Raw genomic sequence first — 19943 nt, forward strand, 5'->3', positions numbered from 1 at the left:
GGCGCCGGCACGTACCTGGCCTGCGCGGCGAGGGCGCCGGCGTGTTCGGCGCCTGTCAGGGCGTGTCGAGGCCGAGAGCGGTGCCGAGGTCGCGGCGGGAGGTGATGCCGAGCTTGCGGAAGACGTTGTACAGGTGGTTGCCGACCGTGCGAGGGCTGAGGAAGAGCTGGGCGGCGATGTCGCGGTTGCGGACGCCGCGCGAGGCGAGCCTGGCGATCTGGCGTTCCTGGGCGGTGAGCAGGTTCCGGGGGACGTGCCCGGCCGCGCGGCCGTGACGCGGGTCGCCGGTGGCGCGCAGCTCGGCGGCGGCGCGGCGGGCCCAAGGACGGGCGCCGAGCTGGTCGAAACGTTCGCGGGAGGCTTCCAGCAACTCGCGCGCCGCGCGCTTGCGGCGGGTGCGGCGCAGCCACTGGCCGTAGACGAGCTCGGTCCTGGCCTGTTCGTACGGTTGCGGGTCGCGGTGATGAGCGCGCAGGGCGGCTTCGAAGCAGGCCTGGCGGTCGTCGTCCGGGGAGCCCGGAGGCATGAGGAGCGCCCGGCAGCGGTGGGCGAGCGCTTCGGGGGTGGGCCGGCCGGTCTGGGCGGCCCAGGCGTCGAAGCGGTGGAACGTCGCGCGAGCCCTCTCCGGCTGGGCGCAGCGCACCGCGGCCTCGACCTGGTCGGGGGCCGAGAGGTAGGCGGCGATGAGCGAGCTGCCCGACCAGCCGCCGGTCAGCCGGTCCAGAGCCGAGGCGTAGCGCGACAGCGTCGTCCGGACGGCGATGCTGCTCATGCCGAAGCGTCAGATGTACAACCAGCTGATGGCGTTCGGCGCCGACGGGCGGGCCTGGTGGTACGACTCCACGTTCAGCCGGGGCTACTACGCGTCCTACGAGGCTGTGAAGAAATACGGCGACTGACCGCCGGGCGGTGATGGAATCTCTTTGACGTGCGGAATGTTGAAGTGCGTATGAAGAAGATCGGGTTTCTGAGCTTCGGGCACTGGTCGTCCTCGCCGTACTCCAAGGCGCGCAGCGCGTCCGACACCCTGCTGCAGTCGATCGAGCTGGCGGTCGCCGCCGAGGAGCTCGGGGCCGACGGCGCCTACTTCCGCGTCCACCACTTCGCCCGGCAGCTCGCGAGCCCGTTCCCGCTGCTGGCGGCCGTCGGCGCGCGGACCAGCCGGATCGAGATCGGCACGGGCGTCATCGACATGCGGTACGAGAACGCCCTCTACATGGCCGAGGACGCCGGCGCGGCCGACCTCATCGCGGGCGGGCGGCTCCAGCTCGGCATCAGCCGCGGATCACCCGAGCAGGTGATCGACGGCTGGCGCTACTTCGGTTACGAGCCGGCCGAGGGCGAGACCGAGGCGGACATGGCGCGCAGGCACGCGGAGGTCTTCCTCAAGGTGCTGGAGGGCGAGGGGTTCGCCCAGCCGAACCCGCGGCCGATGTTCCCCAACCCGCCCGGACTGCTCCGTCTCGAACCGCACTCGGAAGGGCTGCGCCGGCGCGTCTGGTGGGGTTCCGGCTCGAACGCCACCGCGAAGTGGGCCGCCGGGCTCGGCATGCACCTGATGAGCTCCACGCTCAAGGACGACGAGAACGGCAAGCCGTTCCACGTGCAGCAGGCCGAGCAGATCGCCGCCTACCGGGAGGCGTGGAAGGAGGCCGGCCACGAGGGCGAGCCGCGGGTGTCGGTGAGCCGCTCGATCATGCCGATCGTCAACGAGACCGACCGCGCGTACTTCGGCCACGAGCGCACCAGCTCCGACCAGGTCGGCTTCATCGACGCCACCACCAGGGCCGTCTTCGGGCGCACGTACGCCGCCGAGCCCGACGTGCTCGTCAAGGAACTGGCCGCCGACGAGGCGATAGCCGCGGCCGACACGCTCCTGCTGACGGTGCCCAGCCAGCTCGGCGTGGACTACAACGCCCACCTGCTCTCATCGGTCCTGACCCACGTCGCCCCCGCACTCGGCTGGCGCTGACCGCGACGCCCCGGCGGCGGAACGCGTCCCTTCACCGCGCCGGACCGCTCCGGCGATCGCCATGAGGGCGAAGGCCAGGAGCGCCAGCTCGGCCAGGGCCAGCAGTACGGTGAAGACCCATTCGGCGGAGCCGCCCGGGCCGTAGACGCGGTTGGTCAGCCCCACGTCGACCGCCTCGACCCGCTGGCCCGCTCGATGGGTGCCCCGGTCGCTGCCCGCGAGGGTGACCTCCGTGCGCTGGACGAGGCCGTCGCGGGAGCGGAACGCGCCGGTCCAGGCGCAGCTCTCGTGCCCGGGATGGCGCAGGCAGTCCAGGCGCTGCGCGGTGAAGGTGCCCCGCAGGCCGTGGCCGGTGGCGAGCCGTAGCGCCGGGCCGATCCCGGGCAGCGTCCAGGACAGCGCGAGCGCGGCGACCAGCAGCAGGACGACGGCCATCGGCGGGGAGGGGCGGAACCTCATGCGGGCTGGAGCGCGCAGTCGCACCGCATGACGGCGCGTTCTTCCAGGCGCGGACGCCGGTGCAGCACCATGGCCACCACCATCGGCGCGAAGACCACGGCGTTGTAGAACAGATGCAGCTCGACGCGGGGGATCACGAGCTGGATGACGCTGGTGGGCGCGGCCCGTCCGGCCAGGTACGTCCCCGACAGCGCCTGGATCAGCAGGAGCAGGTGCTCGATGTGATGCCAGAACTGGATGGCCAGCGCGACGGTCCACCAGGTCCTGGAACGGCCGGTGAAGCCCGGGCGCAGCAGGATCAGCCCCACGAGCATGACCAGGGCGTAGCCGTAGTGCATCCATTCCGAGGTGACGAGCCAGGGGAACGGCAGCCCGAGCAGTCCGCGCGCCTCGGGGACCGGCCAGCCCAGCGCGTAGATCTGGATCGCCTGGACGACGTGTTCCGCCCAGTGCGCGAGGACGATCACGAGGAAGACACCGAGAGCCGTCTTGTGGTGTCGCTCGTTGAGCGTCGAACGGCTGATGGCGGGAGCGGACATGACGACTCCTGGGATCGGTTTCGTGGGGGATGGCGCGGCCGCGGTCAGGGGAGGGCCGGCACGAGCTTCACGCCGATCGAGTCGGCGTCGAGGCACAGCAGCAGCTCGGTCAGGCTTTCGATGCACCGGCTGTTGGCCAGGGGCCCGGCGTCGGCGATGTCGAATCCCAGCTGCTTGCAGAACCGGGTGACGAGCAGCTTGGCATCGGGGTCGTCGCCCGCGATGGGGATCGTGACCAGGCCGGGCGCGCGGATGTAGGCGCTGATCCATCGGGCCGACAGGCAGTTGAACGCCTTCACCACGGCGCAACCCGGCAGCGCCGCGGCGATCCGCTGCGCCGCCGAGGCGTAGGGCGGCGCGGCCGGCTCACCGAAGCACGGGTTGGACACGTCGACGATGACGGACCGCGTCCGCCGCAACTGGGGCGCCACGTCACGGCAGGTGGCGTCGATGGGCGTGGCCAGGATGGTCAGATCGGACTCGGCGGCGGCCTCCTCCGGCGGCACGGCCCGCGCGCACGACAGCTCGGCGGCGAGCGCGGCGGCCCGTCCGGGCGTCCGGTTGGCCAGCAGCAGCGGTATCCGGTGCAGGTCGATGAGCCGGGCCAGGGCCGTGCCCATCCGCCCGCACCCGATGATGCCGATCCGCGGATCCACGGGGCGGTCCTCCTAGGCTGCCGGGACGGGACGGTAAGGGTCGAGCGCCCGCCTGAGCGGGCCGGGGATCTCCGTCGGGTGGAGGGCGCCGCCGGAGCCGCGGCGCATGCACGCGATCGTCTGCCGTCCCCGGGCGACGAGCAGAGCCGGACCGGCGCCCAGCCGGTAGTAGTGGAACTCCATGGTCACCCGGTTGGCCTCGATGCCGCCCAGCGACATGCGGATCGACACCTCGTCGAGCGCGTACAGCTCGGCGAAGAACTCGCACGCGCAGTCGGCCGTCACCAGGGCGAGGTCGCGGGTGAGCTCCTGGAGGACCTCCGGCGCCTGATCGGCGAGGAACCGTTCCCGGCAGCGGCCCTGCCACTCGAAGTAATGGGTGAAGTACACGTTCCCGACCACGTTGGTGTCCGCGAAGGTCACCACCTGGCGGTGTTCGTAGAAAGGATTCATCGCCTCTCCTGGGTGAGCACGGCGACGACCATGGGTCGTGGCGGGCCGCCGGAATCGTTCAGGGTGAGCAGGCCGGACAGGACGGCCGACCCGGACGGGCCGCTGAGTTTGATCCAGCCGTGCTCGTACGCGGCCTCGACCCGGAGCGACGTGGCCTGGCCCGCTTCGGGCAGACACTTGAGCACCGCACTCAGCCGCGAGTTCAGAGAGGTGCGGGACTCGCCGGTCAGGCGCGCCAGCTGCTCGGCCTGATCCGTCCACTCGGGACCGAGCGGGAGCGGCGGGCCGTCCAGCTCCACCCACTCCTGGGTCACGGCGGCCGCCCCCGGGCACAGGTCCCCCACCACGCGTTCGAGGTACGGGCCGGTCAGCAGCGGCGGGACGGCGTCCAGGCGCAGCGGCCCGGTGTCGCGCAGCCGCAACCCCGACCAGCTGAACAGGGGACGCCCGTCCACGGACCGGGCCAGGACGTCGTAGGTGTAGTCGACGCCCTGGTGCTCCCGTTCGACCGCCTCGACGACCACGTCGGCGGACCGGGCGCCGCCGTGCACCTGGAAGCGATCGCACGCGACCGGCAGGAGGCGCCGGTGGGGCACGCACGCCTGCAGGACGTGGATGGCCGCGTCGTGCAGGGCGGCGTCCCCCAGAACCGGCTCGCCCAGCCCCAGGTCCTCGCCGGCCCCGGACAGCACCGCCCGGCAGCCGGTGGGGAAGAGGGACTCGAAACGGGTCAGGCGCCGGAACGCCGGGCCGTGGAAGAACAGCGATCCGTACAGGTCGGCCGGTTCGTGGCCGGGCGGGTCACCGGCGGGGACCTCGACGTCCGGCGGATCGGCCGGCCCGGGGACGACCCGTCCGGCGAAGTGGTCGGCGGAGAAGTCGGTCTCCGCGCTGCGGACGGTGACCGCCACGCTGCCGTCGGGGTGGCGCAGGGCGTGGATCCGGATGGTCCGCGTCCCGTCGGTGGGCACGATGACCGGTCGTTCGAACCGGGCGTCCGTGATCGTGCGAGCGGGAGTGCCGAGCATCTCCGCGGCCTGGGCCATGGCCTCCAGAGCGCAGACGGCGGGCAGCAGCCGCACCCCGTGGAGCTGGTGGTCGGCCAGGAACGCGCGCGACGCGTCCAGCTCGCATTCGGCCGCCAGCTCGACCCCCGGGACGAACCTGAGCAGGCGGTGCAGGAGCGGATGCCGCGGCGGGGTGACCTGCGCGCGGTCGAGCTGGGGAAGCCGGCCGCTGATGACGATGGTCTCCCCGGCCGGACCTGCCGCTATGGCGTCCAGCAGCAGCTCGGCGCCCCGTTCCGCGGGCAGGGTGCCGATCCCGGCGCCGGCGAGGTGGTCGACCACGCCGAGCCGTTCGGCCATCCCCGCCCCGGACCACACGGTCCAGGCCAGCGTCGCGCTGACGCAGCCGTCGGGCAGCCGGGGCGCGAGGGCGCGCACCATGGCCTGGAGCCGTCCGTTGGCCAGGGCGTAGTGCGTCTCGCCGGCCAGCCCGAACCGCCCGATCACGGACCCGTACGCGAGGAGGAGCCGCAGCCCGCTGAGGTCGACGGCGGCGAGCACGTTGGCCAGACCGGCACATTTCGTACGGGCGTGCTCGGCGAAGTCCTCGTCCGTGAGCTCGCCGAAGAGGGCGGGCCGGTTGATCCCGCTGGCATGCACCACCCCGGCGATCGGGCCGAGCTCGGACAGCTCCGCCATGGCCCGCGTGACAGCGGCGGCGTCGGTGACGTCCGCCCTGCGGTAGGCGGCCACCACCCCGGCGGCCCGCAGCCTCTCCAGGCCGCCGGCCAGTTCGGGGTCGGTGCCGGGATCCGACCGGCCGATCAGCGCCAGCCGGACCCCGTACGCCTTCGCGAGGGTGAGCCCGGCTTCCAGCCCGATCCCCTTGCCTCCGCCGGTGATGACGACCACGTCGTCCCGCCGGAGCGGGGGATCGCTGCGCGGGCGGGCCATGGGCGAGTGCCGGACCTCGTAGGTCCGGCCCGCGCGGTCCACGCCGAGCCAATGGACGTCGGCGTCCGGATGCTCCTGGCGCAGGGCGGCGACGAACCCGGAGGCGCAGTCGGCCTCGTCGGTGACGACGAGGGGCCGCCCACCGGCGATCGCCCGGCGCGCCGTGGCGACCAAGGCGGCCAGGTCGGCGTCCGTGGGCGCGGCGGGGACGTGCGCGCGCAGCGCGCCTTCCGGCTCGGGCGGCTGGACGGGCTCCCGGTGCTCGGTGAACAGGCGGAACCAGGCGGGCAGGTCCAGCGTGTGCTCCTCGGCCCGGGGGAAAGCCTCGACGGCGGCGATCAGGTCACCGACCGTGGCTTCGGCGATCGAGGGCAGGACCGGCGGCAGCGCCTTCCCGCACGCCGACGCCGACTCGGCGGCGAGCTGGACGACCTGCAGCGAGTTCATGTGCAGGTCGGCCAGGAGGTGGTCGTCGTCCGCGATCGCGTCAGGCTCCAGCTCCAGGGCGGCCCCGACCAGCTCGCGCACGATCTCGGCCACGCCGCCGCCTTCCGGCCGCGGCCGTTCCGGCGCGGCGGACGGGGCCGGCTCAGGCGCCGCCTCGCAGGGATTCGTCAGGAACACGGGCTCCCGGTCCAGCTCGAAGGGCCGGTGGAAGCGCTGGTCGAACAGGGTGCGCAACGAGTCGGTCGCGCCTGCCGCGAACAGGGCGGCGGCGGTCTCCAGCGGGCCCCGCGCGCCGGCCGCGCCGGCGTCGACGGAGACGGCCGGAGGCGAGCCGCCGAGGTGGGCGGTGGCCAGGGTCGCCAGCGAATGTCCAGGACCGGCTTCGACCAGCAGGTCGCACTCGGCGGCGAGCAGATCCAGCGCCTCACGGAACCGCACCGGATCGGTGATCTGGGCGGCCAGGTGCCGGCGCAGATCGGTGCCCGCGCTCAGCTCAGTGCCGGTGACCGTCGAGTAGACCGGTCCCACCGGCACGGTGAACGGCGCCTTGTCCAGGCAGATGGTGAACGGCGCGACGGCCTGCCGCACGGCGGGGGAGTGGAAGGCGTGGCTCACCTCCAGTCGCGTCGCCGTGACGCCGTCCGCGCCGGCCCGCCGCACCAGGGTCTCGACCGCGGTCCACGGCCCGGCGACGACCGTGGAGGCGCCGTTGTCGGCCGCGACGACCAGGTCCAGCCCTTCGATCAGGGCGGCGGCCCGGCTCGCGCGGGCGGAGACGGAGGCCATGCCGGTGCCTGGCGCGCCCACCTCGCCCATGATCCGGCCGCGCTCGGTCACCAGCTCCAGCGCGGCTTCCTCGTCGATGGCCCCGGACCAGGTCAGCGCCGCTATCTCGCCGACGCTGTGGCCGAGCGCGGCGACGGCGGCGACCCCGAGGCTGTCCAGCCACCGCAGCGCGGCCATGGAGGCCCGGAAGACGGCCGGCTGCACGATCGCCGTGTCGATGCCTTCTTCCCCGGTGAAGTACGCCCGCGCCCCGTCGTACAGCCTGCCCAGGGCGCCGGCGTCGCCGCGGGCCGGTCCGCCCTGGCCGGTGAACAGCAGGCCGACCTTCCCGGGCGGGCCCACCCCGCTGAAGACGCCGGACTCGGCGGCGGCGCGGCCCGCCAGGGCGGCGGCCCGCTCGGCCCGGCGGGCCAGCTGACCCGGATGGTGGGCCGTGAAGGCGACCCGGTGGCTCCCCTGCGGCTCACCGGCCAGCCGGGCGGCCAGGTCGGTGAGTTCGGAGAAGGACAGGGTCTCCGCCAGCCGGGCGACGTGCCGGAGCTTCCCGGTGAGCGCGGCGGGGCTGTCCGCCGTCACGGCGAAGACCTCCGTGTCCGTCGGCGTGCGCGCCATCCGCTCCTGTACGGCGGACAACCGGGTTCGACGGGCCGATCCCGCCCTCTCCACCACCAGATGGGTGTTGATCCCGCCGAACCCCATCGCGCTGACCGCTGCCCGTACGGGGGCCGAGGGCCAGGGGACGGGCCCCTCCGCGACGGTGAGCCCGTCCCCGAGGAGTTCGTGCGGCGTGTGCGAACCGGTGGTCGGCGGGACGATCTGATGGTGCACGGCCAGCGTCGCCTTGATCAGTCCGGCCACGCCGGCCGCCGCCTTGGTGTGCCCGATGTTGGCCTTGATCGACCCGACGAAGGCCGGGCGGCGGCCCTGCTCGCGCACGGCCCGCATGGCCTGGAGCTCGGCGTGGTCGCCGACCGCCGTCCCGGTGCCGTGCCCCTCGAAGTAGCCGACCGTGTCCGCGCCGAACCCGGCGCGTTCGTAGGCGCGCCGCAGGGCGAGCAGCTGCCCGTCGGGCTCGGGCCTGCTGATCCCGCCGCGCCCGTCGGAGGACACCCCCCATCCGCGGATCAGCGCGAGCGGCCGCCGCCCCAGCGCCAGCGCGTCCTCGGCGCGCATCAGCGCGACCATGCCGCACCCCTCGCCCGGCCAGAAGCCGGTGGGAGAGGCGTCGTAGACCCGCATGTCCGTACGCGCGAGGGCCCCGGTCCTGGCGAACCCGACCAGCTCGAACGGGTCGAGGCTCAGGTCCACGCCTCCGGCGAGGGCGAAGTCCAGATCCCCGGAGGTCAGGGCCACGCAGGCGTGGATCACCGCGAGCAGCGACGAGGCGCACGCGCCGTCCACGGTGAAACCCCCGCCGTGCAGGTCGAAGTGATTGCAGACGCGCCCGGCGATGGTATTGGACAGCGCTCCGGCGAGGCTCTCGTCCGTGGGCTCGGGGAACGGCGCCTTGAACAGCTCCTCGGCCCGCTTGACGAGCTGGTCGCGGACGGACTCGCCGAGGTCCTCGCCGGCCATGGCCTCTTGCAGGACGCGGCGCACGTACGGCCATCGCAGCCGCATGGCGGTGGCCCTGGTGAACTCGCCGGTCAGCGTGTTGCCCAGGACCACGCCGACCCTGTCGCGGTCGAGTCCGGACGCGTCGGCGAAGCCCGCCGCCGCGAGGGTGTCGGCGGCCACGTCCAGGGCCAGCCAGTGCGCCGGATCTGTGACACGGTAGGTGGTTCCCGGGATGCGGTGCCGGGCCCGGTCGAACGACCAGCCCTCCAGGAGCGCCGCGTACCGGACATAGGTCGAGTCGGGGTCGCCGGTGTCGTAGTCGGCGAGGTTCAGCCGGGTCGCGGGGATGGGCCGGAACGCCCGCCTGCGGGCCATGACCAGCTCCCACAGGCGGTCCGGGCCGGCCGCGTCGGGATAGCGGCAGCCCATGCCGACGATGGCGACGTCTGTCATGGCGGTCACCTGGAACTGGGGACGGCCACCGAGGTGGCGGGGACCGGCACGGCGCTCTGCTGGAGGCGCGCCTCCCGGGCGGACAGCGCCGCGAGCAGCACGCCCCGGGCGACGCACACGATGACCAGCGCGAAGAACAGGCCGTACACGATGTGGAAGTGCACGAGCAGGCCGTAGACCACCGCCGTGGACGCTCCGAAGACGACCTGGTTGCGCGGCTTGACCGGTGTCGTGCCGGGATCAGTGATCATGTAGTTGGTGAACAGGATGAAGGCGACGCCCGTCATGACCACCAGCGCGCTCGTCGTCGCGGTGCCGTCGACCCACGTGCGGATCACGGCCTGGGCGAGGAACGCCCCGGCCCAGCCCAGGATGAGCGGCATCTTCCCCGTGAGCTTGGCGTTGAGCATGGTCCCGGCGACGAGGATGAAGGCGGGGATGATCCAGTCGATCGGACCGCTGACCCACTCGGTGAAGTGGTACGGCGGCGCGATGCCGACCCAGGGGAACACCAGCAGGGTGATCGCGATGCCGGCGTTCGACGGGTTGAGTATGTGCCGCTTCTTCCCGGCGACGCGCACCCGGACGATGTACTTGCCGCCGATGGCGACGGCCACGGCGAACAGCACCGGCCAGAGCCGGTCGTTGGCGTACAGCAGCATGGCGCAGGCCAGACCGGAGATGTGGGCGGGCAGGAGGAAGTCCAGCAGGCCTTCTTTCCGGTACTTGGGCGTCCGCTTCTCGGCGCTCGCCTCCGCGGTCTCCAGCGCGAGGTCGAGCGCGTAGGCGAACGCCACGGCCACGATCGGGGTGATGTACGCCTGCTCGAAGCCGAGCCAGAGGTGCCCGAGGAGGTTGAACACGGTGATGGACAGGGCGAATCTGCGAAGCGCCGCCGTTCTCGGATCGCGCTGGGCAGAGGTCATGGTGTTCCCTCCGTGACAGGGGTGATCGAGCGGTCGTCGCCGAGGCGGAGGCGATGCCAGCCGGGCGCGAGGTCGACGGCGGCGGTGCGGGCCCGGCCGCAGGTGTCGCGCCAGGTCACCTCGACCGGCACGGACGTGGTGCCCGCGCGGAGCGCGAACATCAGCTCCGCGGCGGCGACGCCGGCGTGTCCGTTCGCGGGGTAGACCTGGCCGGTGCGCGTGCCCTGGGCGCCCGCAGCCAGCCGGACGGTCGCGCCGATGGCGGGGGAGAGGGCTTCGGCGTTGCTGGAGCAGCCGCCCGCCGGGCGCATCAGCTGAAGTCCCAGGAAGGGCGGGCGCCCCGGTCCGGTGTTGCGATAGAAGTGGCTCTGCCGCCATTGGTTGGCGACGGCGAAGTCCAGCCGGCCGTCATGGTCGACGTCCGCCGTGGCGATGCCGCGCGACGCGCCCGGATCCGCCACGCCGACGGCCTGGCCGACGTCGGCGTAGCGCCCGCCGGGGAGGCGGACGAAGAAGGGGTTGACGTTGTCCCCGGAGATGTCGGCGTCCGGATGGAAATCGGGCCACATGGCGGGATTCGCCAGGAGGTCGTCGTTGGTCATGGCGAGTTCCTGCAGATCCGCCCAGCGGTTGACCGTGCCGCGCAGGAATCCGGTGGCCTGGAGGATCTCGTTGACGCCGTCACCGTTGAAGTCGCCGGCCTTGATGTCCCAGCCCCAGCCGCTGCGCGACAGCCCGAGCGCCTCGCTCTCATCGGTGTAGAAGGCGGTGCCCGCGTCGTCGAAGACGCGCCCCCGGCCGCTGACCCACGCGAAGTTGCTCTCCAGCAGGCCGTACTCCTGGGTGATGTTGCTGACCAGGATGTCGGAGACCTCGTCGCCGTTCAGGTCCGCGAAGGCGACGCCCATGCCCTTGAAGGAGTCCTGGCCCAGCACCTTGGACTTCGGGGTGGTGACGTGGCGGGGTCCTCGCGTGACCTCGAAGGAGACCTCGCCGGGACGGGACCGGTTGCGCAGCAGGTGGTCGGGGGCGAAGTCGTTGGCGATGTAGAGCTCCGGCAGCCCGTCGCCGTCGAGGTCCTGGGCGCCGATCGCCAGGGTCCAGCCGTCCGCCACCTCCTGGTCGAAGGCGCCCGCGGCCTCGGCGTACGTCCCGCCGCCGCGCGACAGCAGGACACGGTTCGAGCCGCCGTTGGTGGCGTTCGACATGGAGGCCTGCATCCGCAGCTCGGGCCCGGAGCGGGCGGCCGGGTCCAGGACGCGCGCGCCGTCGGGGAAGTAGTTGCCGACGATCAGGTCCGTGCGGCCGTCGCCGTCCACGTCGGCCAGCGACAGGGCGTTGGTGTTCCACACCTGGAAGGGCTGGACCAGCTCCCGCGGGGTGAACGCGGCCGGGCCGGTGAGCGGCCCGTCGCCGCGCAGGAACAGCACGGGGGAGCGGCCCCAGTAGTAGACCAGGACGTCGGTGGCGCCGTCGTCGTCGTAGTCCGCGGGCACGCAGCCCATCGGCGCCATCGTCGGGTCGTAGGGCAGGCCCGAAGGGACGAGGGAGATCGGCGGATACCGGTCCTGCGTCTGGGGGGCCGGCTGGAGCGTGACGGTGTCGGTTCTCGGATCGACCAGGCACACGTCGTCGGAGCGGGAGTTGCCGTCCAGGTCGGAGAGCGCGACCGCGGCCCCGACCGAGGAGATCCAGTGTCGGATGTCCTGGTAGGCGGGGGCGACCTCGCGCACGCCGCGACCGCCGTCGGCGGCGTTGAGCGGCTGCCGGGCGAAGGAGAACGCGGCGGCGGCCCGCTCCACCTCGGCGGGGAGGTCGCCGGGCAGCGCCGCAGCCCAGCCTGTGGCGAGCATCGTGAGGAAGGCGCCGATCTTGACCGCGTGGGCCGACCAATTGATCATCACAGGACACCCTCGGTGTGGTGGTGGAAGGTCTTCCGGATCCCGGCGCGCCAGAGTTCGTAGTCCGCGGGGGAGCCGGGCCGGGGTATCCGGGCGAGAGCCTGATCCGTCCACCCGGCGGCCACGTCGGGTGTGACCCCGGTCAGCGTCTCGACGGCTTTCGCCGACCCGGGCGGGACGTGCCCGCTGAGCACGTGCGCCTTGGCCGCGAAGGCGGCGCCCTGGGCCAGATGCTCCCGGTGGCCCGCGCCGACGGCGAGCAGGTCGTCCGTCCCGCCGGACACGCCGGTGTAGGCGGCGGCCAGGCCGATGCCCGCCCACAGATCGCTCCTGCGGTGCGGCGGATACGTGCCGATGAGCCGGGCGATCAGCTCGGGGTCGGAGCCGGTGTAGAACCATAGGGCACGGCCCGTTCCCTGGTCTCTGATCGGGCGGGTGGCGCCGCGCGCCCCCACCTCGATCCAGTGGTTGTGGAAGACCTTGCGGGGCATGAAGTACGCCTGGTGAAATCCCCAGCCGTCCCAGGCCAGCCAGCGGAGCATCTCGTCGCCCAGGCCCGGCCACCGGGTGCGGCGCAGGCGTGCCAGAGCCCAACCGGCGCCGACATGGATCAGGTGGGTGTACCGGCCTCCGGTGTTCTCCATGAGAGCGCGCAGGCGGTTTCCCCTGAAGGTGATCGTGTCCAGCAGGGTGCAGCTCATGGCCGCGCCCTCGATCGCGAATCCGTGCAGATGACGCGGTAAATCGGTGACATCGGGAACTTTGTCGAGCGCCCGGTTATACCCTTCTCCAAAGGCGGCGACAATCTCCAGGAGTTGCCTTTTCGCCGGGCTGGAGTTTGGTACGAACCCCGTCAGTCTGCGTTCGGGCAGGCGAAATAGCCGGGTGAGCGCCATGGCTGTCCCCCGTCTGATCTGGATGACCTTCCGGGGGAGACACTAAGCAATTCTCAAGCGAAGGGTCAAGGGTCGGCGGATACGCCAAAATCCAGACAATTGAAGATTCATGAATTCGCGTACGGTTGGCATGTGAATCTTGAACTATAAATGCTGATGTTGGTAGATGACCTGGCATGTCGGGCGCCAGGTCCGGCAGATAGGAGCGTGGTTGACTTTGATAATCGGCTGTCCGTAATGCGACCAGTCATAGTCAATTGCCCACGTTTCCGAGTGGGGCGAAGTGGCTCAACTGTCTCCAGGTTCAGAGCCGCACGACGAAAGGGCTCGGCGATTGTCACTGATGAGACAGAGGCACATCCTGTTCAAGCTGTGTCACTGATGGTGAGGGTGTCTTCGATGTCCTAGGATCTGGTGGGTCGCTCTCCGATGCACAAGGAGCACCGTGCCCGACACCCGCCACGCGTCCATCTCGGTCGACCAGTTCATCCCCGCGCCGCCTGCCAAGGTGTGGGACGCGCTGACCAAACCCGAACTGCTGGCCCGCTGGTGGGCGCCCGGCGACGTCAGCGCGGTCGTCGGCCACCGGTTCCACCTGCAGATGCCCGGCTGGGGCTCGGTGCCGTGCGAGGTGCTGGAGGCGGAGCCGTACGAGCGGCTCGTCTACACCTTCAACACCACCTGGACCCTGACCTGGCGCCTGGTCGTCGAGGGCAAGGGCACCCGCCTGCTTCTCGAACATTCGGGCTTCGACCTCGACGACAAGCGCGACCGCGCGGCGTTCGAGCGGATGGGCAAGGGCTGGCAGGGCACGGTTCTGCCCCGGCTCGCGGAGGTCGCCGCGGCGGAGGGGTGAGCGACCCCCTACGCCCCGCCCGGCCGCATGAGCCCGCGCAGCACGAAGGGCAGCGCCTCCATCTGGAAATCCACCTCCGGGCACGCTTCGCGCAACGTCCCCTCCATGACGATCAGCGACAGGAGCGGGAACACGAAGTGCGGATCGGCGTAATAGCCGTGCCTGCGCTGGATGGCGAAGAGCCGTACGGCGAAAGCCACCAGATCGAACTCCGCGATCCGCGCGCCCGTGCTGCTGCGCACCAGCTCCTCCATGTCGGCGCGGAACCCCGAGGCGTCGTGGCCGGCGGCGCCGCCGAGCACCGTGGACAGCACGATCGAGGCGCACTCCGCCCCTTCCCCCCGGCTCATGCGGTAGAAGAACGCCGCGAACGCGAGCCGGTCGGAGTCGGCCAGCTGCCGGTGGAACCCCGCGTCGACGATCACCACCGAACCGTCCGGCATCGGGTGCAGGTTGCCCGGATGCAGGTCGCAGTGGACGAACCCGTCGATGAACAGCATGTGGTAGATCGCCCGCAGCGCGTTCACCACGGCCACCCGCCTGCCCGGTCCCCGGCCGGACCGGTCGAGTCCCGGCATGTACTCCATCACCAGCACGTCACGGCGGCAGAACTCGGTCAGCACCTCCGGCACCCGGACGGCCCGATGGTGCCGGAGGTCGGCCCGGAGCCTGCGCAACGCCGCCGCCTCGGCGAGGAAGTCGAGCTGCCCCGTCAGCGCGTCGCCCAGCTGGTCGACCACGGCCGCGAACGGCGCGCCACGCAGCCCCGGCAGCCGCTGGAGCAGCCGGGCGCCGAGCCCGAACAGGGCCAGATCGCGGGCGATCACCCGGTCGACGCCCGGCCTGCGCACCTTGACGGCGATCCGCCGGCCGTCCTCCAGCCTGGCGCGGTAGACGCACGCCACCGCGCCGGCCGCGACCGGTGTGAGCGGCTCCGCGAGGCGCCCGGCGAGACCGGCGGGCAGGGCCGGAGCCGCCTCCGCGACCGGGAGCGGGGTGAGGCGGTCCCGTAGCCGGGCCAGCGCCCGGCACGCCGCCGGAGGGATCACGTCGACCCTGGTGCTCAGCAGTTGGCCGATCTTGACGAACGCCGGTCCGAGACGCTCGCAGGCCCAGGCCAGCCGATCCCCGGCGATCGCCGCCGGCGGGACCCCGGACAAGAGCCCGCGCACGTCGGTGACCGCCCGCAGGAGGGCCAGCCCCAGGATCCCGCCGATCCGCGCCGCCCGGACGACCAGCGGCAGCAGGTCACGTGGCGGCGCCCTCATCCATCCGCGGAAGGCATGTCGATGTAGTGGGTGAGGTGGCTGCCGCAGACGCTCTGGGAGGCCAGCGCCAGGCTGGGCGTCGCGTTCCCCGGCTCCCGCTGGGCGATCCCGCCGGGCAGGTCCGCCACGTCGTAGAAGAGCGTGGCCCCCTGCGACAGGAACGTGGTGCCGATCGGCGGGAACACGGTGATCTCCTTGGCCTCCATCACCAGCGGGTCGATGTTGATGTGGAGTCGGCCGCGCAGCGCGAGGATCAGGTACTGGTCGAAGGTGACGTCGGCGGGCAGCAGCCGCTCCGGTCCCCCCGGCGCGATCCCGGTCAGCCGGCCCAGGTTGAGCCGGCTGGGGTTCTGCTGGATCAGCAGCCCGGTGACGTTGGAGTGGAAGTGGGTCATGAGCCGGGTCACCTCGACGGTCGGCCGCCCGTCCGGGGTCGTGGTGACCGTGTCCGAGCTTCGGACCGCGCTCATGCCCTGCACGTCGTCGCAGTCGAGGGTCTCCCCGTCGGCGAAGAAGAGCTTCAGCTCGCCTCGTATGGCCAGCCCCACGTGATGCGTGCTGCCCGGGATGATCAGCGGGTCGGCACGATCGAACCGGGCCGGCCGGGCGTCGACGGACATTCTCGCCACCTCGCTTTCGGCTTCACTTCAATAAACCATAGCTATTTACCTCGAACAATGGTCAGATCTAGACCTATATCGGGACATTTGGTATAGCTGTTTAAAGCTACGGAGGGAGGGCGGTCCGGATGACGGTCCCCATCGGCGCCGGGTTCGATCCCGTGGACCCCGCGGTCCTGCGCGATCCGTACCCCTACTACGCCTGGCTGCTGCGCCACGATCCGGTCCATCGCGGCGCGAACGGCATCTGGTACGTCACCCGGTACGACGACGTCCGCACCGTCCTGGGCGAGGCCCGGTTCGGCCGGGCCGGCATCCGCGACTTCTGGGCCTCGCTGGTCGGCCCCGGCCCGCTCAGCGAGGTGCTGCGTCACACGATCTTCTTCCAGGACGACCCCGACCACGAGCGGCTCCGCTCCCTGATCGGCCCGGCGTTCACTCCCCGGCTGATCCGGAGGATGGGCGCGGAGATCGAGCAGACCGCACGCGACCTGCTCCGGCCGCTGCGGAGGCGGGGCGAGATGGACCTGGTCGACGACTTCGCCTACCCGCTCGCGCTCGCCACGATCTCCACGCTGCTCGGCATGCCGGCCCGCGACCGTGACGCGCTGCGCGCCTGGTCGGTCGACATCGCCCCCACGCTGGACCTCCTGGCCAGTCCGGAGGAGATCGCCCGGGGCCAGGCCGCCATGGGACAGTTCGCCGAGTACCTCACCGAGCTGATCGCCGAACGGCGCAGGAGCCCGGGGGACGACCTCATCAGCGCCATGATCGAGGCCACCGGCGGGCAGCGGCCCATCACCACCAACGCCCTGATCGGCACGGCCGTGGCGCTGGTCTTCGCCGGCCACGACACCGTGACCAACCAGATAGGCAACGGCGTCCTCGCCTTCCTGCGCCATCCTCGGCAGCTGGAACTGCTACGCGCCGAACCGGACCGGCTGGCGGGCGCCGTCGAGGAGTGCCTGCGCTACGACTCGTCGGTCCAGTCCAACAGCCGGCAGATCTCGGCGGACCTCGACCTCTCCGGCACGAAGCTGCCCGAGGGCGCCTTCGTCGTCGCCCTCGCGGGGGCGGCGAACCGCGACCCGGCGCAGTTCACGGATCCGGACAGGTTCGACATCCGCCGCTCGGAGCGACCGCCCATGTCCTTCGGCGCCGGCATGCGCTTCTGCCTCGGCGCCCTGCTCGCCCGCATGGAGCTGAGGGCGGCGCTGGGGCAGCTCGCCGGTCTGGCCGAGCTGCGGCAGGCCGTTCCCACCGGTGAGCTGGTCTACCGGCGCAGCACGATGTTCCGCGGGGTGGTCAGCCTGCCGCTCACGTTCGCCGCCACACCCTAGCCAGCCGAGGAGGAATCACGTGTCCCTGTCAGACGCGGTCGCCTGGTTCGAGATCCACGTCAACGACATAGGACGAATGCGTACGTTCTACACGGAAGTGTTCGGCTGGACCTACGAGGAGATCCCCGAGTTCCCTCTGGGCGCGTACTCCATGATCGTCACCGGCGCGGGCGGGCCGCCCGTCGGAGGGCTCGCCCAGTCGGCGCGCCGGCCCTCGCCCACCGGTGAGTCCACCGTCGTCTACCTGCTCGTGGACGACATCGACGGCACGCTCGACGCCGTGCTGAAGGCCGGCGGCAAGGTGGACCGGCCGAAGATGGACATCGGCGGGAACCACGGCCACTGCGCCGTCTTCCGCGACCCGGAAGGCAACCACGTGGGCCTCTGGGCCGGCCGCTGAGCCCTGCCGCACACCGCTCCACCTCCCGGGAACCGTGATCGGCCGCTGCCCATGCGGGTCCCGGGGGTTTCGCCGCGCCGCGCGGCAGCAGGCAGCACCTGCGGCGCAGCCGTGTCCAGCACCTCGAACGTCCATGATCCGACCGGCGCGCCGGTCGCGCCGGTACGAAGAGGAGACCCACATGGCACTCACCGAACAGCGCCCCGCCGAGCGGGCCGGGATCCGCCATCCCTGGCGGGCCGTCCTGATCAGCTCGCTGATCGGATTCCTGCTCACCGTCGTCTGGTCAGCGGAGTTCGTCGACTCGGTCATCGGGGAGAACGTCGCCGGCACCGTGCTCGGCCAGGAGCCGGAGGCCACGGTCCTCGACGGCATCCTGCCCGGCATCGTCTTCGCCTTCGCCACCGGGCTGGGCGGCACCTTCACCGCCTGCAACATCGCCGTCCTCGGCGCGCTCTGCCCGATCGTCGGACAGCCGCGCTCGCTGTCCGACCGCGTGGGGGCCGTCTTCAAGCCCCTCGCCTGGCTGACCGTGGGCATGCTCACGGTCTCCGGCGTGTACGGAGCCGTGGTCGGGATCGTCGGGACCGCCATGCCGCAGTTCTCGACCGCCCCCACCCTCCCGGGGGAGCTGTCGGCCAGGAGCGTCCAGTCGATGGTGGCCTTCGGCGTGATCGGGCTGGCGTTCGTCTGGCTCGGGCTGGCCGCGCTCGGCATCGTGCGCGACCCGCTCGCCCGGCTCACCCGGCGCTTCCCCAACGCGCCCATGGTGGTCATGGGAGCGCTCATCGGCGGCTTCCTCATCGGACGGCCGTACGGACTGTTCCGGCAGCTGTTCCGGGACGCCGCCGAGAGCCACAACCCGCTCTACGGGGCGCTGGCGTTCATGCTGCAGTCCGTGGGGAACATCGTGATCCTCACGGTGCTCTTCGTCCTGCTCGCGGTGGTCATGGGCGGCCGGGTGCAGGGCTGGTTCGCCGCCCGGCCCGGCCGGCTCGCCCTCATCACGGGAGCGGCCTTCATCGTCGTCGGGGTCTTCACCTTCCTGTACTGGGACGTACGGCTGCTGGCCAGACGCGAGCTCATCCCCTGGTACCCGGTGATCCCCTGGTGACGGGCCGCCCGGACGACGGGCGGGCCGGTAACCGGAGCTGATGAGGAGAAGCATGGCCAGGCGAACGCAGGCCGAGCGCTCGGACGTGACGACGGCCCGGCTGGTCGGCGCCGCGCACGAGCTGTTCGGCGGCAACGGCTATGCCGCGACCTCGATCGACACGATCTCCGCGGCGGCGGGGGTCACCAAGGGCGCCGTCTACCACCATTTCGGTAGCAAGATCGAGCTGTTCCGCGCCGTCTTCATCCGCGAGCAGCAGAAGATCGCGGCAAGACTGGAGTACGCCGCCGCCGAGGAGGACGACCCGTGGGAAGCCCTGCACAACGGCGTCCGCACCTTCCTGGAGCACTGCCTGGATCCGGGTTTCCGGCAGATCGTGCTGCTCGACGCCCCGTCGTTGATGGGCTGGGAGGCCGTGCGGGAGCTGGAGCACGGCCACACCCTGCGGGTCCTGCTGGCCGGTCTGCGCCTGGCCGGCGGGGGAGCGCCGGAGACGGTGGCCGCCCGCGCGCAGCTCGTCTTCTCGCTGATCTGCGAAGGCGGCATGCTGCTCGCCCGGTCGCCGAACCCGGCGGTCGACCTTCCCCCGCTGGCCGCGGACATAGACGCGTACCTGGAGACGCTCAGATCGCGGTCGGGCGGGGGCCGGGAAGCAGCCCCAGCAGACGGGAACAGCGGGTGAGGGCTTCCTGGTCACCCTCCAGGCTCAGCCGTTTGGTCACCACGGCCTCGAAGGGCGAGAGCCGGCCGGAACCGATGTCCACGAACGTCTTGGCGTCGGTCGAGACCCGCAGGACCGCGTCCTCGGCGCCCTGCTGGACGACCGAGATCTGCCGGCCCCGCACCGCGATGTGGAACACCTGGTCGTCGACGAGGAACTCGTAGGACTCGTCGACGTCGGGGATCTGGTCCTTCCTGATCAGCGCCTCGACGGCCAGGACACCCCACTGCGGCCGCACCTCGTCTTCCGCGCTGAAGGAGTGGGGGACGTTCAGCCCCCACCGGGCCAGGCCGAGCACCGGCTCGCGGAGCTCCTCACCGAAGGACGTCAGCTCGTAGGTGTGCCCCCTGCCGCTCAGCCGCGGGTGCTGCCGGACGACGCCCTGGCGGGTCAGCCACCGGAGCCGTTCGGCGAGGAGGTTGGTGCCGATGCCTGGAAGATTGTGAAGCAGCTCGTTGTATCGCTGAGGGCCGACGAGGAGCTCTCGGATGATCAGCAGGGTCCACCGCTCGCCGATCACGTCGAGGCACGCGGCCAGACCGCAGTATTGCCCGTAACGTCTGCGTTCGCCGGCGCGGGCCACCGACTCGTTCACCATACTAAGAAAGTGTATAGCGA

General features: G+C 71.7%; 19 protein-coding genes. 7 read left to right on the forward strand and 12 right to left on the reverse strand.

Going from position 1 to position 19943, the window contains the following annotated elements; all coding sequences use genetic code 11:
- Window positions 1–55: 55 nt before the first annotated feature.
- Window positions 56–772: a helix-turn-helix transcriptional regulator gene (locus FR742_RS11685; protein ID WP_148030978.1), complete on the reverse strand. Its 717-nt coding sequence runs from the start codon at window positions 770–772 to the stop codon at window positions 56–58.
- Between FR742_RS11685 and FR742_RS45705 the strand changes: the two genes are divergently transcribed.
- The gene (locus FR742_RS45705) at window positions 771–899 is read left to right on the forward strand and encodes a hypothetical protein (RefSeq protein ID WP_261808479.1); all 129 of its coding nucleotides are present in this window, start codon (window positions 771–773) and stop codon (window positions 897–899) included. The genes FR742_RS11685 and FR742_RS45705 overlap by 2 nt on opposite strands.
- Before the next feature lie 50 nt (window positions 900–949).
- On the forward strand, window positions 950–1972 hold the full coding sequence (locus FR742_RS11690; protein WP_148030979.1) for an LLM class flavin-dependent oxidoreductase: 1023 nt from the start codon (window positions 950–952) through the stop codon (window positions 1970–1972).
- Here FR742_RS11690 and FR742_RS11695 read toward each other — a convergent pair.
- Genes FR742_RS11695 through FR742_RS11730 form a run of 8 tightly spaced genes read right to left on the reverse strand, consistent with a single transcriptional unit; the run spans window position 1928 to window position 13006 of the window.
- Complete coding sequence (locus FR742_RS11695; protein WP_148030980.1) at window positions 1928–2431, reverse strand: hypothetical protein; 504 nt, start codon at window positions 2429–2431, stop codon at window positions 1928–1930. The genes FR742_RS11690 and FR742_RS11695 overlap by 45 nt on opposite strands.
- Entirely contained in the window at window positions 2428–2970 is a 543-nt protein-coding gene (locus FR742_RS11700) for a hypothetical protein (RefSeq protein WP_148030981.1), read from the reverse strand. Before FR742_RS11700 ends, FR742_RS11695 begins: the two co-directional genes overlap by 4 nt.
- 44 nt (window positions 2971–3014) lie before the next feature.
- Complete coding sequence (locus FR742_RS11705) at window positions 3015–3626, reverse strand: NADPH-dependent F420 reductase (protein ID WP_148030982.1); 612 nt, start codon at window positions 3624–3626, stop codon at window positions 3015–3017.
- Between the two features lie 12 nt (window positions 3627–3638).
- On the reverse strand, window positions 3639–4079 hold the full coding sequence (locus FR742_RS11710) for a thioesterase family protein (protein ID WP_148030983.1): 441 nt from the start codon (window positions 4077–4079) through the stop codon (window positions 3639–3641).
- A complete protein-coding gene (locus FR742_RS11715; RefSeq protein ID WP_148030984.1) occupies window positions 4076–9283 on the reverse strand; it encodes a type I polyketide synthase in 5208 nt (1735 codons plus the stop codon). Before FR742_RS11715 ends, FR742_RS11710 begins: the two co-directional genes overlap by 4 nt.
- A 5-nt stretch (window positions 9284–9288) precedes the next feature.
- Entirely contained in the window at window positions 9289–10209 is a 921-nt protein-coding gene (locus tag FR742_RS11720; protein WP_148030985.1) for an RnfABCDGE type electron transport complex subunit D, read from the reverse strand.
- A complete protein-coding gene (locus tag FR742_RS11725) occupies window positions 10206–12110 on the reverse strand; it encodes a CRTAC1 family protein (RefSeq protein ID WP_148030986.1) in 1905 nt (634 codons plus the stop codon). Before FR742_RS11725 ends, FR742_RS11720 begins: the two co-directional genes overlap by 4 nt.
- Window positions 12110–13006 (reverse strand): DUF1702 family protein, encoded by an 897-nt coding sequence (locus tag FR742_RS11730; RefSeq protein WP_148030987.1) that lies wholly within the window; start codon window positions 13004–13006, stop codon window positions 12110–12112. The genes FR742_RS11725 and FR742_RS11730 overlap by 1 nt, the downstream gene beginning before the upstream one ends.
- Window positions 13007–13451: 445 nt before the next feature.
- On the opposite strand from FR742_RS11730, the gene FR742_RS11735 reads away from it, so the two are divergent.
- Window positions 13452–13862, forward strand: a complete 411-nt coding sequence (locus FR742_RS11735) for an SRPBCC domain-containing protein (RefSeq protein ID WP_148030988.1) — start codon at window positions 13452–13454, stop codon at window positions 13860–13862.
- An 8-nt stretch (window positions 13863–13870) separates the two neighbouring features.
- On the opposite strand, the gene FR742_RS11740 is transcribed toward FR742_RS11735, so the two are convergent.
- Together FR742_RS11740 and FR742_RS11745 are read right to left on the reverse strand one after the other, a co-directional pair.
- Window positions 13871–15130 carry an AarF/ABC1/UbiB kinase family protein gene (locus FR742_RS11740; RefSeq protein ID WP_148030989.1) on the reverse strand — a complete coding sequence of 420 codons (1260 nt, stop codon included), beginning with the start codon at window positions 15128–15130 and terminating at the stop codon, window positions 13871–13873.
- The gene (locus tag FR742_RS11745) at window positions 15127–15750 is read right to left on the reverse strand and encodes a hypothetical protein (RefSeq protein ID WP_148030990.1); all 624 of its coding nucleotides are present in this window, start codon (window positions 15748–15750) and stop codon (window positions 15127–15129) included. Before FR742_RS11745 ends, FR742_RS11740 begins: the two co-directional genes overlap by 4 nt.
- 128 nt (window positions 15751–15878) lie before the next feature.
- Between FR742_RS11745 and FR742_RS11750 the strand changes: the two genes are divergently transcribed.
- The 4 genes from FR742_RS11750 to FR742_RS11765 all read left to right on the forward strand — a co-directional run bounded on the left by FR742_RS11750 (window position 15879) and on the right by FR742_RS11765 (window position 19286).
- Window positions 15879–17090, forward strand: coding sequence for a cytochrome P450 (locus tag FR742_RS11750; RefSeq protein ID WP_148030991.1), 1212 nt, complete (start codon window positions 15879–15881; stop codon window positions 17088–17090).
- Window positions 17091–17109: 19 nt separating this feature from the next.
- On the forward strand, window positions 17110–17490 hold the full coding sequence (locus tag FR742_RS11755; protein WP_148030992.1) for a VOC family protein: 381 nt from the start codon (window positions 17110–17112) through the stop codon (window positions 17488–17490).
- A gap of 181 nt (window positions 17491–17671) precedes the next feature.
- Window positions 17672–18604 (forward strand): hypothetical protein, encoded by a 933-nt coding sequence (locus tag FR742_RS11760; protein WP_148030993.1) that lies wholly within the window; start codon window positions 17672–17674, stop codon window positions 18602–18604.
- A 52-nt stretch (window positions 18605–18656) separates the two neighbouring features.
- Window positions 18657–19286, forward strand: coding sequence for a TetR/AcrR family transcriptional regulator (locus FR742_RS11765; protein WP_187281103.1), 630 nt, complete (start codon window positions 18657–18659; stop codon window positions 19284–19286).
- Here FR742_RS11765 and FR742_RS11770 read toward each other — a convergent pair.
- Window positions 19228–19923, reverse strand: coding sequence for a winged helix-turn-helix transcriptional regulator (locus tag FR742_RS11770; RefSeq protein ID WP_148030995.1), 696 nt, complete (start codon window positions 19921–19923; stop codon window positions 19228–19230). The genes FR742_RS11765 and FR742_RS11770 overlap by 59 nt on opposite strands.
- Window positions 19924–19943 lie beyond the last annotated feature (20 nt).

The organism is Nonomuraea sp. C10, assembly GCF_008017515.1.
In the GTDB taxonomy this organism is placed as follows: Bacteria; Actinomycetota; Actinomycetes; order Streptosporangiales; family Streptosporangiaceae; genus Nonomuraea; species Nonomuraea ferruginea.